This window comes from Thioclava kandeliae, from assembly GCF_040297545.1.
Classification (GTDB): domain Bacteria; phylum Pseudomonadota; class Alphaproteobacteria; order Rhodobacterales; family Rhodobacteraceae; genus Thioclava; species Thioclava kandeliae.
The window spans coordinates 45042-60109 of sequence record NZ_JAYWLC010000018.1; the positions used below are offsets into that span (position 1 = coordinate 45042).

At 62.1% G+C, this 15068-nt stretch carries 12 protein-coding genes and 1 tRNA gene; 9 read left to right on the forward strand and 4 right to left on the reverse strand.

From position 1 onward, the window contains the following. Positions 1-94 precede the first annotated feature (94 nt). The 3 genes from VSX56_RS16730 to VSX56_RS16740 are packed head-to-tail and all read right to left on the reverse strand — an operon-like array spanning position 95 to position 3878. A complete protein-coding gene (locus tag VSX56_RS16730; protein WP_350938724.1) occupies positions 95-1513 on the reverse strand; it encodes a nickel-dependent hydrogenase large subunit in 1419 nt (472 codons plus the stop codon). Beyond that, positions 1510-2505, reverse strand: a complete 996-nt coding sequence (locus VSX56_RS16735; RefSeq protein WP_350938726.1) for an NADH-quinone oxidoreductase subunit B family protein — start codon at positions 2503-2505, stop codon at positions 1510-1512. The genes VSX56_RS16730 and VSX56_RS16735 overlap by 4 nt, the downstream gene beginning before the upstream one ends. Then, the gene (locus VSX56_RS16740; RefSeq protein WP_350938728.1) at positions 2502-3878 is read right to left on the reverse strand and encodes an ATP-binding protein; all 1377 of its coding nucleotides are present in this window, start codon (positions 3876-3878) and stop codon (positions 2502-2504) included. Before VSX56_RS16740 ends, VSX56_RS16735 begins: the two co-directional genes overlap by 4 nt. 326 nt (positions 3879-4204) lie before the next feature. Between VSX56_RS16740 and hemP the strand changes: the two genes are divergently transcribed. Beyond that, the gene (gene hemP, locus VSX56_RS16745; RefSeq protein WP_339113322.1) at positions 4205-4354 is read left to right on the forward strand and encodes a hemin uptake protein HemP; all 150 of its coding nucleotides are present in this window, start codon (positions 4205-4207) and stop codon (positions 4352-4354) included. 235 nt (positions 4355-4589) lie between these two features. On the opposite strand, the gene VSX56_RS16750 is transcribed toward hemP, so the two are convergent. Next, positions 4590-4663 (reverse strand) — tRNA-Gly (locus VSX56_RS16750). 205 nt (positions 4664-4868) lie between these two features. On the opposite strand from VSX56_RS16750, the gene VSX56_RS16755 reads away from it, so the two are divergent. The 8 genes from VSX56_RS16755 (at position 4869) to ahpF (ending at position 14977) form a co-directional block, all read left to right on the forward strand. Beyond that, the gene (locus tag VSX56_RS16755; protein ID WP_350938730.1) at positions 4869-6110 is read left to right on the forward strand and encodes an Hsp70 family protein; all 1242 of its coding nucleotides are present in this window, start codon (positions 4869-4871) and stop codon (positions 6108-6110) included. A 155-nt stretch (positions 6111-6265) separates the two neighbouring features. Beyond that, a complete protein-coding gene (locus tag VSX56_RS16760) occupies positions 6266-6709 on the forward strand; it encodes a MarR family winged helix-turn-helix transcriptional regulator (protein WP_339113324.1) in 444 nt (147 codons plus the stop codon). Next, complete coding sequence (locus VSX56_RS16765) at positions 6702-8354, forward strand: efflux MFS transporter permease (RefSeq protein ID WP_350938732.1); 1653 nt, start codon at positions 6702-6704, stop codon at positions 8352-8354. The genes VSX56_RS16760 and VSX56_RS16765 overlap by 8 nt, the downstream gene beginning before the upstream one ends. A 7-nt stretch (positions 8355-8361) precedes the next feature. Next, positions 8362-9393: an HlyD family secretion protein gene (locus VSX56_RS16770; protein WP_339113326.1), complete on the forward strand. Its 1032-nt coding sequence runs from the start codon at positions 8362-8364 to the stop codon at positions 9391-9393. 113 nt (positions 9394-9506) lie between these two features. Beyond that, the gene (locus VSX56_RS16775) at positions 9507-11153 is read left to right on the forward strand and encodes a BCCT family transporter (RefSeq protein WP_350938735.1); all 1647 of its coding nucleotides are present in this window, start codon (positions 9507-9509) and stop codon (positions 11151-11153) included. 193 nt (positions 11154-11346) lie between these two features. Further along, positions 11347-12555, forward strand: coding sequence for an amidase family protein (locus VSX56_RS16780; protein WP_350938737.1), 1209 nt, complete (start codon positions 11347-11349; stop codon positions 12553-12555). A gap of 132 nt (positions 12556-12687) precedes the next feature. Continuing rightward, positions 12688-13251, forward strand: a complete 564-nt coding sequence (gene ahpC / locus VSX56_RS16785) for an alkyl hydroperoxide reductase subunit C (protein WP_350938739.1) — start codon at positions 12688-12690, stop codon at positions 13249-13251. Between the two features lie 142 nt (positions 13252-13393). Next, positions 13394-14977: an alkyl hydroperoxide reductase subunit F gene (gene ahpF, locus VSX56_RS16790; protein WP_350938741.1), complete on the forward strand. Its 1584-nt coding sequence runs from the start codon at positions 13394-13396 to the stop codon at positions 14975-14977. Positions 14978-15068 lie beyond the last annotated feature (91 nt).

The following is a 15068-nucleotide window of genomic DNA, read 5'->3' on the forward strand; positions in this document are numbered from 1 at the left end:
TGTCCCTAAATATCCCGGGGTGAATTGGGGCCGTCAGGCCCCAAGAGGGGCAGAGCCCCTTGCCCCTACACCTGCACCTGCGCTCAGAACCCGCTCAATGGACGGTGCAGGCCATACAGGGGTCGAAACTGCGCACGATATGCTGCACCGAGACAGGTGTTTCCTCCCCCTCGGCCACAGGCGCACCTACAAGTGCGGCTTCCAGTGCCCCGGGCACACCCTGTACATCGCGGGGGCTGAAATTCCATGTCGTTGGCGCGATGATCTGATAGCCCGCGATCACCCCGCGCTCGATCCGCAGCCAGTGCCCCAGAGCCCCCCGCGCGGCCTCGACCAGACCGACACCCACGCCCTCTTTTGGCACCTCACCGCGCTCCATGAACCGCGCCTGCGGGTCGATGGCCTCGGCCCATGCTTCCATCAAGACCTGCGTGCGCGCCAATTCCAGAAGCCGCCCCGCTACGCGTCCCAGCACCCCCGCGCCCGCCACCTCCCGTGCCAGAGGATGCCCGTCGATGACCTGCCGCGCCAGAGCACCGGTCTCGAACACCCGCCCGTCAAGGCGCGGCGCCTTGCACCAGCTATAGGCGTCCTCGCGCATCATCTCGTCGGGGCGGGTCTCGCCATGCGCTGGATGGCTGGCATTCCCGAGCATCCATGCATGCGCGGGGTCTTCCACCAGCCCGCTCAGATCCAGAGGCGCCAGCGCCCCATCCCAGACGCCTTGTGCAAACCCGAACCCCTCGGCCAGCGGATAGGCCCCGAAGCTCAGATAGCGCCCCTGCCCGCGCCCCGCGGCCCCCAGATCCAGATCCTGCGCTATCTCGAGAAACAGTCCCGCATCGCCTGTCCGCCATGCCATGAGACCGGACAGGCTGCCCAGCGCCGCGAACTCATCGAGCGGCGCGCCAAACACCACCTCCTCGAGATAGCGCCGGAACCCGCGCAGCACCGATCTGATCCGCATCCGCTCGCTCGGCCCCGGCGCGCGGGTGACCCCGCCCGGCTGGATCGCCAGCGTATGTGGCCATTTTCCGGCCATTAACCCGAGGATATGCATCAATTCGGCCCGCGCCGCGATCGCCGCCCGCTGGGCCGAGCCCTCCATTGGCGTGAACCGCCGGAGCGCGCGCGCATGCCAGGCACGGCCCGCATAAACAGGGCGGGTGAAATCCGGCATGAAGAAGAGGTTGAAATGGGTCAGATGGTCCGAGACATTCTCGACCGCATGGATGAGCGCCGCCATCATCGCACCCTGCGGCGTGGGCGAGAGCCCCATCGCGGCGCCCAAGGCCCGCGCCGCAGCGGCCGATTGGCTGATCGAGCAGATCCCGCAGATCCGCGGTGTGATGGTCAGCGCATCCTGCGGGGCCTTGCCCAAAAGCATCCGCTCGAAGCCGCGATAAAGCGGCGCGTTCACCCGCGCCTGCGTCACCGCGCCCTCCGCGACATCGAGCTGCACCTCCAGATCACCTTCGACCCTGTTGAACGGGCCCATCACCAGCGTGGTCATTTGCGGCCCCGCACCCGTAGCGTGGGCGGCACATCCACACGGTCGGCCACTGCATTGCGCGCCAGCCGGTCGGGGGTTGCGGCCTTGGACAGCGAGGCCAGCGCCATGAACCAAGCCTTGGGCATATCGGTCGGCAGCCCCACCGGAATACCGGCAATCTTCGGCGTCTCGGTGAAGCTGTGGCGCGGCTCCTCGAACTCGGGCGCGGTGCAGTTGATACAGGGATAATTGCCCCGCGTGCAGGAGCCAGTGCCATTCCAAGGCCGGATATTGCAATCGCCCACCGCTTGCGTGCCGATACACCCCAGATTCTCCATCATGCAGCCGATATCGGAAAGCGCCACCGCCGAGGCCTTATATTCGTAAAACTCGTTTTTCGGGCAGCCGTGATGGACCAGATGGCTTGTATAGAACAAAGGCCGCCCGAGACCATCGAGATCGTCCGCGCCCAGCCGGTTCTCGGCCAGCATCATCAGCGTTTCGGTCACCCAGTCGGGATGGGTCGGGCATCCCACCACATTGATCACCGGCAGCCCCCCTTTGGCGCGAAAACTTGCGGGCAGCACACCCCCTTCATGCGAGCCCTCATATTGCAGCCCGCAGGCATCTGACGGGTTCTCGCCCGCCGAGGTGATCCCGCCATAGGCCGCGCAGGTGCCAACCGCCACCACATGGCGCGCAAGGCCCGCAAGCGAACAGACCCAGTCGAGCATCGACCGCCCCGTACCAGCAAGGATCTGGAACTTGCCCGTGCCCCGCGGTCCGCGGGCGATCGCCCCCTCGACGCAGAGCACATCCAGCGCGATCGCACCCGCCTCCACACGTTCCAGAAGGCGACGCGCCTCGGCGCCGGTTTCGAGGCTGAGCGAGGGATGCCAGAGCATCTCGATCCCCGCCCCTTCCAGACGGTCGAAAAGCGTCGGACCTTCGGCGCATAGAAGCGACATCGTGCAGCCACCGCAGCCCGAGGATTGCAGCCAGAGAACATTCATACTTCGTGTGACCCCGTCGTCTTGGTGTCCGGTAATCTACTTTGCGGCAAATCGAGAGTGAAGCAGGCCCCGCCCGTTCCGTTCGGTCGGTAGGATAGACTGCCGCCATGATCTGCAGCAATACGGTAGCTGATCGCAAGCCCCAGACCCGTGCCCTGTCCGACTTCCTTGGTGGTGAAGAACGGATCAAAGATCGAACGCGCCACCTCCTCGGGAATGCCCGTGCCATTATCGCAGACGCTCAACCGCGCGATGCCATTTTCCTGACTGGCATGGAAGGTAATCTGCGGCTCCTCGATACCGGCGAGCGCATCGGCGGCATTCTGCACGAGGTTCATGATGATCTGCTGGATATGGCCCGCACGGCCCATGGCCTGCACCATGGGCAGTCCCACGAATCGGAGTGCAATCCCTCGATCCGCCCCACGGGCCACCCAATGGGCGGCAGTGCGCGCCACGGTGACCAGATCGAAGATCACACTCTCGCCCGAGCCATCCGACGACAGGCGCCGCAGATCCTCGACGATATCGCGCACCCTTTCCGCGCCGTCGCGCGCTCCGGCAATGGCCTCGCGCAGGTTGCGCACCTCGCGGTCGAGGCGCAGCTCCTCGCGCAGTGCGGTCAGCCGCTCGCGCGTGGCACCCTGCTGGACCTCGTTGAAATAGGTCTCGAACTTGGTGGCATAGCGCTCCATCGCGTGGGTATTGGCATAGACGAAGCTGATCGGATTGTTCAGCTCGTGTGCCACCCCTGCCAGAAGCCGCCCCAGTGAAGCCAGTTTCTCGTTCTGAACCAGAAGCGCCTGCGTCGATTTCAGTGCGTTATGGCTCTGCGCAAGCTCCGAATAGGCACGGCGCAGCTCTCCCACCGGACGGCCCGTCAGCACATGCCCCGTCAGACGACCCCGATCATCGAAACGCGGATTGATCGACATCTCCAGAAGGACATCCCCCGAGACACCGCCAAGGCTCAGCTCGCACGTCACCGGCGCACGGTTTCCGGTGCAGTCCGCCAGTGCAGCGATCAGACGCTGGCGCGACTCGCCTGCCACCAGATCCAGCACATCCATCTGTGCCAGACTGCGTGCGGGTCGCCCGGTCATATGCGCCACCGAATGCGAGGTATCCTCGACGCGTCCCTGACGCGAGACGACAATCAGCGCATCCGAAACCGAGGACATGATAGAACCCAGATAGGAGCGCATCTCCTCGAGTGCATGGCTCTGGTCCTCGAGCTGGGCCTGATAATCGACGAGTTCGGCATAGGTCCGGTCCATCGCCGTGAGCACCTCGGTCCATGCCGAATCCTCGAGCCCCAGAGGATGCGACGCATCCAGGGCATTATCGGCAGAAAGATCGCGGTTTATGCTCATGGAATGACCATAAACGCTGCGGCGGGCTTTGTCTGCACCGGTCTTTGGGCAGAAAATTGCGAATTTAATACCTGACTATAACTATCAGGCTTTACAAGCCCGAGAATTTCACTCAGATTAAACACACATCGCCAGTGACCCCACCAGCTGCTTGCCAAAAAGGATATGGACATGCCCCACCACCCGGCCCTCCGCCCTGCCTCGCAGGCACGACAGGGTAAACTGACCCCGATCACCCTTGCAGATCTCGTGCAGGCGCTCTGCGACGGCCTCAGCCCGCGCACTGGCGCAATCGACCACATGCTAGACAGAATTGAGAGAAACCAATGACCATTTCGCCCAGCTTCACCCAAGCCCTGCCCGCTCATGCCGCCGAAGAGCTGACCCAAGGGGGCAATCAGGCCAATATCCTTCTCAACGGTCAGGTCTACACGCTGCGCATCACCCGCGCGGGCAAGCTGATCCTGACGAAGTGAGGCACAGCCCGACACGAGTGACCTTTTCCAGAACCATTGTCTCATAGGGAATGTCTCATCACGAGACGTTCCCTTTTTTCGTGGAGGTGTCCGGTGCGCCCAAGGCTTCGCGGCTCCGGCGACAGGTGCCTGCCATGATGGGCCCACGGCGGCAAGCCCCCCGCGCAGACAGGACAGCACCTGCACGGATCGCACCCGCGGCGGGGTGACGTCTGTTGTTTGCGATAGGGGGGATTGGAGCGGGCGGCGGGAATCGAACCCGCGTCATTAGCTTGGAAGGCTAAGGTCTTACCATTACACAACGCCCGCGTTGTGACAGTGTGGATACAGAAGCCCTGATCCGGATGCAAGCCCCTTGCACCTGACTTTTTGTCACCGTGCCGCGCGGAAGCGGGCTCGCCCGACATTGCCTCATGAGAGGCAGGGTTTTAGACACAGCGCCTCTTGCCTCCACGATCCGAACTCATTAGCTGGCACGCTCGCTCCCTTCTGCTCTTTGAACGAAAGTACCGCTATGCCTTGCCTTGCTATCGACTTCGGAACCTCCAACAGCGCAATGGCCGTGCTGGAAAATGGCGCGGTCCGCAGGCTTTCGGTAGAGGGGCATCACGATACCCTGCCCACGGCGGTCTTCTTCCCCGAGGATGGTAGCGGGATGCTGATCGGACGCGCGGCAGGCGAGGCGCTGATCGAGGGCGATCCGGGCCGGTATATGCGGGCGCTGAAAAGCGTGCTCGGCACCGAATTGCTCCATGAAGAGCGCCGGATCGGGCGCAAGCGGCAGAGCATCGCGCAGATCATCACCATCTTTCTCGCCCATCTGAAAGCCGAGGCCGAGGCGCAAACCGGCCTGAAGATCCCCACCGCCCTGTCTGGCCGCCCCGTGGCCTTCCATGACAACCCCGAACGTCACGCCCGCGCCGAAGCCGACCTACGCGCCTGCTACCATGCGGCAGGGTTCGACACGGTCGAATTCCTGCCCGAGCCCGAAGCCGCTGCCCTTGCGGCTGGCCATTCGCAGCGCAACCGTGAGACCGGCCTGATCGTCGATATCGGCGGTGGCACCTCGGATTTCTCCGTCTACCAGCGCGAGGGCGAAGAGATCCGTATCCTTGCCAGTCACGGCATCCGGCTGGGGGGCACGGATTTCGATCATGCGCTGTCACTGGCCAAGGCCATGCCCGAACTGGGGCTGGGCGGAGAATTGAAGCGCGAGATGGGTGACGGTCTGCTGCCGGTGCCGCGCGGGATCTATGTGGATCTGTCGCGCTGGGAGAAGATCCCCTTCGTCTACACCCCCGAAACCCGCCGCCTGGTCGCCGATATGGAGCGCAACGCCACCGATCCCAAGCGGATCGGACGGCTGGCCCATGTGATCGAGGAACAGCTCGGGCACGAGCTGGCCTTCGCAGTTGAAAGTGGCAAGATCGCCGCCAATTCGGATGATGCGCAGGCTGCCATCGCGATGGGGATGGTCGAGCCGAAGCTGGAAGTGCGCCTGACGCGCGGTATGCTCAACGGCGCGCTCTCGCAGCACCGCGAGGCGTTGCGCAACGCGATCTACCAGACCCTGATGCAGGCTCAGATGGCCCCGCAGATGCTCGATTGCATCGTGCTGGTGGGCGGCTCGAGCCTGATGGGGCTGGTGGCCGAGGAGGCACAGGCGACCTGTCCGAATGCCGAACTGCGCAAAGTCGAGGCCTTCACCGCAGTTATCGACGGGCTGGCGCTGGCGAGCCGCTCGTTCGCAAGCTGATCATTTTTGTAGCATTTCGTCATGATTGCGCAAGCGGTGTTCGTGCAGGCACAGAAAATGGTGTAAATTTGCGTTGGCAAATCTCGAAATTCATATACATGTCCCACATATAAGCTTGCTAATAATTAGCGATATAAAAAGCGCAGAGGAGTGTTATGACCCGCTTGGATGACCGGATGGTCCTGAACAGTATCATTTTCCTGAACCGCCGTTTGCGGAAGGCTTTCGATTCGCGTGCCAGTGCCATGGGCCTGACCTTCGCCCGCGCGCAGGCCCTTTTGCAGATCGCGCGCACCGAAGGCAGCAGCCAGACCGAGCTGGCCGAGGCGTTAAAGATCGAGACACCAACCCTTAACCGCACACTCGATAGTCTGGAACAAACCGGCTTCATTGAGCGTCGTGCTGTGGAGGGGGACCGTCGTGTACGCCGCGTTTTCCTGACCGACCTGTCGAAGGACAAGGCAAAGGACATTCTGGAATATACCAACACCTTGCGTCACGAACTCTTCCATGACCTTTCAGACGGCGAGTTCGAACAGCTCTACGAGCTGGTCAGCCGCCTCCATGTAAACCTTGACGATATGGCGAAAAATGCCTGAAACACCGCATCTACATATTCCGGGCGTGAACCCCAACCCGAGCGATCCTTCGCCCAAAGAGCAGCGCCCGCCGCCGCCTTTCGAGCCGAAACCGCGCCTGCACGTCTTGGGATACATAGTTGCATCGATCGTCGTCGCGATCGCGATGTCGCTGAGCCAAGGCTTCACCACGGCCAATGCGCAGCGCATCGCGGGTGATCTGGGCGCGAGCCAGACCGAATCCCTCTGGCTCACGGCGGCCTATATGATCCCGCGGGCCTCGCTCAGCCTGATGCTGGTGAAGCTGCGCACGCAATACGGGCTGCGGAACTTCGCCATCCTTTCGGTGGCCTGTTTCGCGCTGGTCAATTTCGCGACACTCTGGGTGGATGGCCTGCATAGCGCGATTGTCGTGCAGTTCTTCGCGGGCTGTGCCTCGGCACCTCTGGCATCGGTCGCCGTGCTCTACATGCTCGAAGTGCTCCCGCTGCCCAAGAAAATGACCTTCGGGATACCGCTCGTGATGACCTTCATCCTTGTCGGCACCCCTTTGGCCTATGCCATTTCCCCCGCCCTCTACCATCACTTCAACTATCTATCGTTGCGGCAGATGGAATTCGGCCTGTCGCTCCTGATGATCGGCCTGATCTATACCCTGCCGCTGACACCGATGCCGCGCGTGCCAGTGATCTCGGTGATGGATGTCATCACCTTCAGCCTGCTGGCCATAGGCTTCGGCTCGGTGGTGGTGGTGTTCTTCTGGGGCACGACCGTGTGGTGGACCGATGCGATGTGGCTCGGCGTCGTCGCCTGTCTGGCGCTTCTCTGCCTGAGCGCGTTCGTCGCGATCGAGCTGAAACGCGATCGCCCGCTGATCGATCTGCGCTGGCTCGTCTCCTGGCCGATCCTGCGGCTGGCGGCGGCGCTCTTCCTGATGCGAATGCTGCTGAGCGAACAGACCGTGGGCATTCCGCGACTGCTCTCGACCATCGGCTATAGCTATGACCAGCTATGGCTCTTGTTCCTGATCATCACGATCGCCACAATCTCCGGCGGCATCGTATGTGTGCTGACCTTCAAGATGGAGCGCATGCCGGAGATGCATATGGCCGCGCTGGCCATGATGGCACTCGGCCTTGCGCTCGACACACGCGTGAATGCACAATGGGGGCCGCAGCAATTCTATGTCAGTCAGGCGTTGCTGGGCTTTGCCTCTACCATCTTCCTGCCGACCGCGATGGCCAACGGGATCATGAACGCCTTCCGCCGTAGCCCGAACTATCTGCTGAGCTTCATCGCCGTGTTTCTGGCCAGCCAGAGCCTCGGTGCGGTCATCGGCTCGGGGATTTTTCGTTCGACCGTGCAGCTGCGCACCACATTCCATACCGAGCTTCTCAACGGCCAGCTGATGGAAGGGAACCCAATGGTCAGCAGCACCATCGCCCAGCTCAAACAGCTTTATGCCGCGACCTCGGCAGACCCGACCGTCATCAAATCCGAGGCTTTGTCGCAGCTTTCCAGTAATGTCAGCGTGCAGGCGAATGTTCTGGCCTATGCCGATGCCTTCCACGCCCTTCTCTATCTGGCCCTGTTCACTCTGAGCTGCCTGATCATCAACTATCTCTGGACCAAGCGCAAAGAGCGCCTCCAGAGCCAACCCGCATGAGCCACCTATGTCCGTAAAACGTTTCCTTCCCTCTATCATCGCCGTTGCCTTCGGGCTGATCGGCCTGTGCATCATTCTCTACGCATGGCAGATCCCTCCCTTCCAGAGTTCGGTGGCGCAGACCAATGACGCCTATGTGCGCGGTCGTCTGACCTCCATCGCACCGCAGCTCTCGGGCTTTATCACCGATGTGCCGGTGCACGATTTCCAGACCGTCAAGAAAGGCGACGTGCTGGCCAAGATCGACGATCGCCAATATGTACAGGCCGTCAATCAGGCGCAGGCCGAGCTGGACAGCGCCAAGGCGGCACTGGCCAATAACGCGCAGGATATCCGTTCGGCGGAGGCAACGATCGAATCGAAGAAAGCCTCGCAGGATTCGGCAGAAGCGTCCGTCGCCACCACCCAGCGCGAATGGGAACGCGCGCAGCAGCTGCAGAACAAAAGCTACCTCTCGCAATCGGATGCGGATGACGCACAGCTTGCCCTGCAACAGGCCCAAGCCTCGCTCGAGGAGGCTATTGCGGCCCGTCATGTGGCCGAGGAAGATCTGAAATCGGTGAAGATGGACAGCCAGACCCTGCAGGCCAGCGTCGAAAGCGCGCAGGCGGCACTGGAACTTGCCAAGATCGATCTCGAGCATACCACCATCACCGCGCCCATCGACGGACGACTGGGCCAGCTTGGCGTGCGCGGCGGGCAATATGTCAGCGCGGGCACGACACTTATGAGCCTTGTGGGGACCGATGCCTGGGTCATCGCCAATTTCAAGGAGACCAAGCTGAACGGGATGCAGGTCGGCCAATCGGTCAGCTTTACCGTGGATGCTCTGGGCGGCAAGCGCTTCACCGGCCATCTGGAAGCTTTCTCGCCTGCCACGGGATCCGAATTCTCGGTGCTGTCGAGCTCCAATGCCACCGGTAACTTCACCAAGATCGCCCAGCGTGTTCCGGTGCGGATCTCCATCGATCCGGGGCAGGACGAGGCCGAGAAACTGGTGCCGGGCCTGTCGGTCGTCGTTGACATCGCGCGGGACTGAGACACCCCCGCGTGAGGTTCCATGACTTTTTCGGGAACCTATTCGAAACTGGCCCGTTCCCTTGTCTGTGACGCCGGACCATACCCGGTGAATAACAAGGGGACAGGCCAGATATGGCAGATAATCTTCAGCAGGAACGCCTGCTGTTCTTTCCGAAAGTCCACAAGCGGGTTTTCTCGGTTTCAGCGATCCTGATCGTCGGGTTCATTATCTACGGGGCGCTTTTCAACGAACAGGCCAATGCGTTGTTCGGAGGCATCCAGAGCTGGTTCGCCACTAATCTCGGCTGGGCCATCATCATCGAGATGAATCTTTTCGTCATCGCCGCGATCTATCTGGCCTTCGGGCGCTTCGGCGATATCCGGCTGGGCCGGATGAATGAGAAACCCGCCTATGGCCTCTTCAGCTGGACCGCCATGCTGTTTTCGGCAGGCATCGGGATCGGCCTGATCTACTGGGGTGTGGCCGAGCCGCTCTACCACTATTTCGCGCCCCCCGTCGGTGCACCGGAAACCGAGGAGGCCGCCAAACAGGCGATGGTCATCTCCTTCCTGCATTGGGGCTTCCACGGCTGGGCGATCTATGCGGTTGTCGGTCTGGCGCTGGCCTATTTCCACTTCCGCAAGGGCCTGCCGCTGACCATCCGCTCGGCGCTCTACCCCATTCTGGGTGAGCGTATCTTCGGAAAATGGGGCGATGCGGTGGATATTCTGGCCGTGTTCGGCACGATGTTCGGGATCGTCACCTCGCTGGGCCTCGGCGCGATGCAGATCAATTCGGGTCTGGGCGAGTTGTTCGGCTGGGAGCAGTCGGTGGTCACTCAGGTCATCATCATCGCCCTTATCACGCTCGCGGCCACCATCTCGGTCGTGGCGGGGCTCGATGCGGGGATCAAACGTCTCTCGAACCTCAATATCGGCCTGTCGATGGTCTTCCTGCTGTTTATGCTGATCGTGGGCCCGACCATCTTCATCCTCGATCTCTATGTGCAAAGCTATGGCGATTACATCTCGCGCTTCATCAGCTGGGCCACTTGGACCGAAGCCTATAACGAGGAAAGCACCTGGCAGAACAGCTGGACGATCTTCTACTGGGCATGGTGGGTCAGCTGGTCGCCCTTCGTCGGCGTGTTCATCGCGCGCATCTCGCGCGGTCGGACCATCCGCGAATTCGTCCTCGGCGTGATGCTGCTGCCCAGCTCGATCATGTTCTTCTGGTTCTGCGCCTTTGGTGGCACGGCCATCAGCATCTCGATGGGCGGGGACAGCACGCTCGTCGATGCCACCAAGGAAGCCTACGGACAGGCGATGTTCAGCCTTCTGGACTATTTCCCGATGTCGGACCTGACCTCCGGTTTCGCGATGGTCCTGATCGTGATGTGGTTCGTGACCTCCTCGGATTCGGGCTCCTTCGTGATCGATATGCTCACCGCAGGTGGCGACCCGAACCCGCCCAAGATCCAGCGGATCTTCTGGGCCGTGACCGAGGGCTGTGTGGCAGCGGTGCTGCTGGTCGCGGGCGGTCTGAACGCGCTTCAGGCAGCCGCAGTGGTCGCGGGTTTCCCCTTCGCGGTCGTCTGTTTCCTGATCCTGATCGGGCTTCTGAAGGCGCTGCGCTGGGATACGCTGATGATCTATCGCCACAATCAGGTCTACCGCAATGACGAGGAGGCAGACCACGCGATGCCGCCCGAACTGCCCGGCGATCTTTACGGGTCGGACCCGACCCCGCCGCCCGCCGCGGCAGAAACCAAGGTCTGAACAACAAGAAGGGCAGCCCCGTGGCTGCCCTTTTTCCATGCGCAGGACCAACAGACGAGGGAGCGATGGGACGGAACACCTCGGGGGTCTGGACTTCACTGCAAAGCTGGCTCAGAAAGTGGGGCGACATCCATGGGCCATGCCGGATCGCGTGTCGTGATGCGCAACATGGCCCGAGCCTGAAAGTGCCCCGATGACCACCGATCCGCTCAGCCTTGCCCGCTCCCGCGCGAAAGCGCCCGATTTCACCCAAGTCTTTACCGGCCCTGTGCCCGGTCCCTCGGACGGCCCCCTGAACGGGCTGACCGTAGCGGTGAAGGACCTGTTTGATGTGACGGGATACCAGACACGGGCCGGATCGAAGGCCCGCGCGAACCGCCCGGTGGCCGAAAAGGACGCAACCGTCATCGCGCGGCTGCGCGAGGCCGGAGCGGGGCTCATCGGCCATACCAACATGACCGAATTCGCCTATTCGGGCCTTGGCCAGAACCCGCATTACGGCACGCCCCTGACGCCGCTGATCGAGGGCGCGATTGCCGGCGGCTCGACCTCGGGCGGGGCGTCAAGCGTGGCGCGCGGCGTGGCCGATATCGCGCTTGGCACCGATACGGGCGGCTCGCTGCGTATTCCGGCGGCCTTCTGCGGGCTGATCGGGTTCAAACCCACCGCCTCCGATGTGCCGCGCGAGGGCGTGGTGGCCCTCTCGCATACGCTCGATTCCGTGGGCGTCATGGCGCGCGATGCGTTGACCGTGCAGGCCGCAATGGAGGTCTTGCGCGATGCGCCCTATGAGGAAACCGAACTCCCGCAGGAGCTGATCCTGCCGCGCAGTTTCGGGCGCGACGGGCTGCACCCCGAGGTGGCGCAGGCCTTCGACGCGGCTCTCGAGACCCTGAAAGACGCGGGCTACCGCATCATCGAGACCGACCTGCCCTATTTCACCCTCTATCAGGAGCTGGCCGTCTGGCAATTCTCGGCGGTCGAATCGCGTGTCCATCACAAGGCCGATTACGACGACAGACAGGACCAGATTGATTCACGTGTAACCACGCGCATGGCCCGCGCCGATACCGCGAGCGCGCCCGATTATGCCCGCACGCTGCTCCTGCGCGAGGCGATCGCGCGGGATGCAAAACGCGAGCTGCTGGGACGCGCCATCGTGCTGCCGACCGCACCAATCCTGCCGCCGCAGCTGAGCGCACTGGAGGAGGACGAGAGCTTCAACCGGCTCAATCTGTTGGCGCTGCGCAACACCACCATGGCCAATGTGATAGATGGCTGCTCGATCTCGCTGCCGCTCCCCACGCCGGGCACGGGGCTGATGCTGATTGCAGCCACACACGAGGACGCCAAGCTGATCCATGCCGCGCATGAGCTGGCGCCGCTCCTGAAATCCGAGTGATAGATAGCGTCTATCAGAAATCGTATAATAATCAATTTCACCTAAGCCCCCGAAGGACGTAGATTACGTTCAAGGGATAAGACCCCAACCGGTTCACAAGAACCGCCTCCCCAAACGAAAGACGAGGACGACATGGCTCTCATCAATACCAAGATCAAACCTTTCGCTGCCACGGCATTCAAACAAGGCAAATTCATCGACGTCACCGAAGCCGACATCGCCGGCAAATGGGCCGTCTTCTTCTTCTATCCCGCCGACTTCACCTTCGTCTGCCCGACCGAGCTGGGCGATGTGGCCGACCATTATGCAGAACTGCAGAAAATGGGCGTGGAAGTGTTCTCCGTCTCGACCGACACCCACTTCACCCACAAGGCATGGCACGAATCCTCCGACACCATCGTGAAGATCCAGTATGGCATGATCGGCGACCCGACCGGCACCATCACGCGTAACTTCGACGCGATGCGCGAAGATGAAGGCCTTGCAGACCGCGCAACCTTCATCGTCGACCCCGACGGGATCATCCAGGCGATGGAAATCACCGCAGAAGGCATCGGCCGCGACGCCTCCGACCTCGTGCGCAAGATCAAAGCCGCGCAATATGTGCGCAACCACCCGGGTGAGGTCTGCCCCGCCAAGTGGAAAGAAGGCGAGAAAACCCTCGCACCGTCGCTCGAACTCGTCGGCAAGATCTGATCCCTCGCGATCCGACATTCCTCTGCGCGGGGCCACCCCGCGCAGAGCCTCCCCTCCGGCCCCGATTTGACACCGGTCAATGCGCCACAGACGCGTGTGACGGACATTGAGGCCCCTCCCCCCAGACATTCGGAGTTCTCCCATGCTCGACAGCACGCTCAAGACCCAACTTTCCGCCTATCTCGAACGGCTGGTGCGTCCGGTCGTCCTGACCGCCTCCACCAATGACTCGGCCCGTTCCGCCGAGATGGTCGAGCTGCTGACCGAGATCGCGGAGCTCAACGACAAAGTTACCGTCGCTCTGGACGGAAATGACACTCGCAAACCCTCCTTCACCATCGCCTCGCCGGGCGAAGACATCTCGCTGACCTTCGCGGGCCTGCCGATGGGCCACGAGTTCACCTCTCTGGTGCTGGCGCTCCTGCAAGTCGGTGGCTATCCGCCGAAGGTCGAGCAGGAGCTGATCGATCAGGTGAAAGAGGTCGAGGGCACCTTCGTCTTCGAGACCTATTTCTCGCAATCGTGCCAGAACTGCCCCGATGTGGTGCAAGCGTTGAACCTGATGGCCGTGCTCAACCCCAATGTGAAGCACGTCGCCATCGACGGCTCGGATTTCCAGGATGAGGTGAACGCCCGCGAAGTGATGAGCGTCCCCACCGTCTATCTGAACGGCGAGGTCTTCGGCCAGGGCCGCATGGAGCTGGGCGAGATCGTGGCCAAGATCGACACCGGCTCGGCCGATAAGGCCGCCGCCAAGATCAATGCCAAGGATGCGTTCGACGTGCTCGTGGTCGGTGGTGGCCCCGCCGGTGCCGCAGCCGCCGTCTATGCCGCGCGCAAAGGCATCCGCACCGGTGTGGCTGCCCAGCGGTTCGGCGGTCAGGTGCTCGACACCATGTCCATCGAGAACCTGATCTCGGTGCCCCATACCGAAGGTCCGAAACTGGCCACCGCGCTGGAACAGCACGTCAAGGAATATGACGTGGATATCATGAACCTGCAGACCGCGACCGGCCTTGAACGTAAGGGCGATCTGGTGGAAGTCACGCTGGAAAGCGGTGCCGTGCTGAAATCGAAATCGGTCATCCTGTCGACCGGTGCCCGCTGGCGCCAGATGGGTGTGCCCGGTGAGGTCGAATACAAGAACAAGGGCGTGGCCTACTGCCCCCACTGTGACGGCCCGCTGTTCAAAGGCAAGCGCACCGCAGTCATCGGCGGCGGCAATTCGGGCGTCGAGGCGGCGATCGATCTGGCCGGTATCGTGTCGCATGTGACCCTGATCGAGTTCGATACGAAACTGCGCGCCGATCAGGTTCTGCAGGACAAGCTCAAGAGCCTGCCGAATGTCACGATCATCATGAATGCGGCGACCACCGAAGTGACCGGTGACGGCGCAAAGGTGAACGGGCTGGCTTACCGCGACCGCACCACCGGCGAGGACCATCATATCGAACTCGAGGGTATCTTCGTGCAGATCGGCCTGCTGCCCAACACCGATTTCCTGAAAGGCACGCTGGATCTGACCCCGCGCGGCGAGATCATGATCGATGCCCATGGTGCGACCTCGATGGAGGGCGTGTTTGCCGCAGGCGATTGCACCACCACCCCCTATAAGCAGATCGTCATCGCGATGGGTCTGGGGGCAACGGCGGCGCTCGGGGCATTCGATTACATGATCCGCAGCTCGGTCCAGACCGAGAAAAAAGAAGCGGTCGCTGCCGAATAAGGTAGCACTCGCGCTCTCGCCGCGCCTTTGGGTCGCCCCGAAGGCGCGGCTTTTTCATGCCCGCTTCCGCGCCCTCTTTACACAGGCAGGG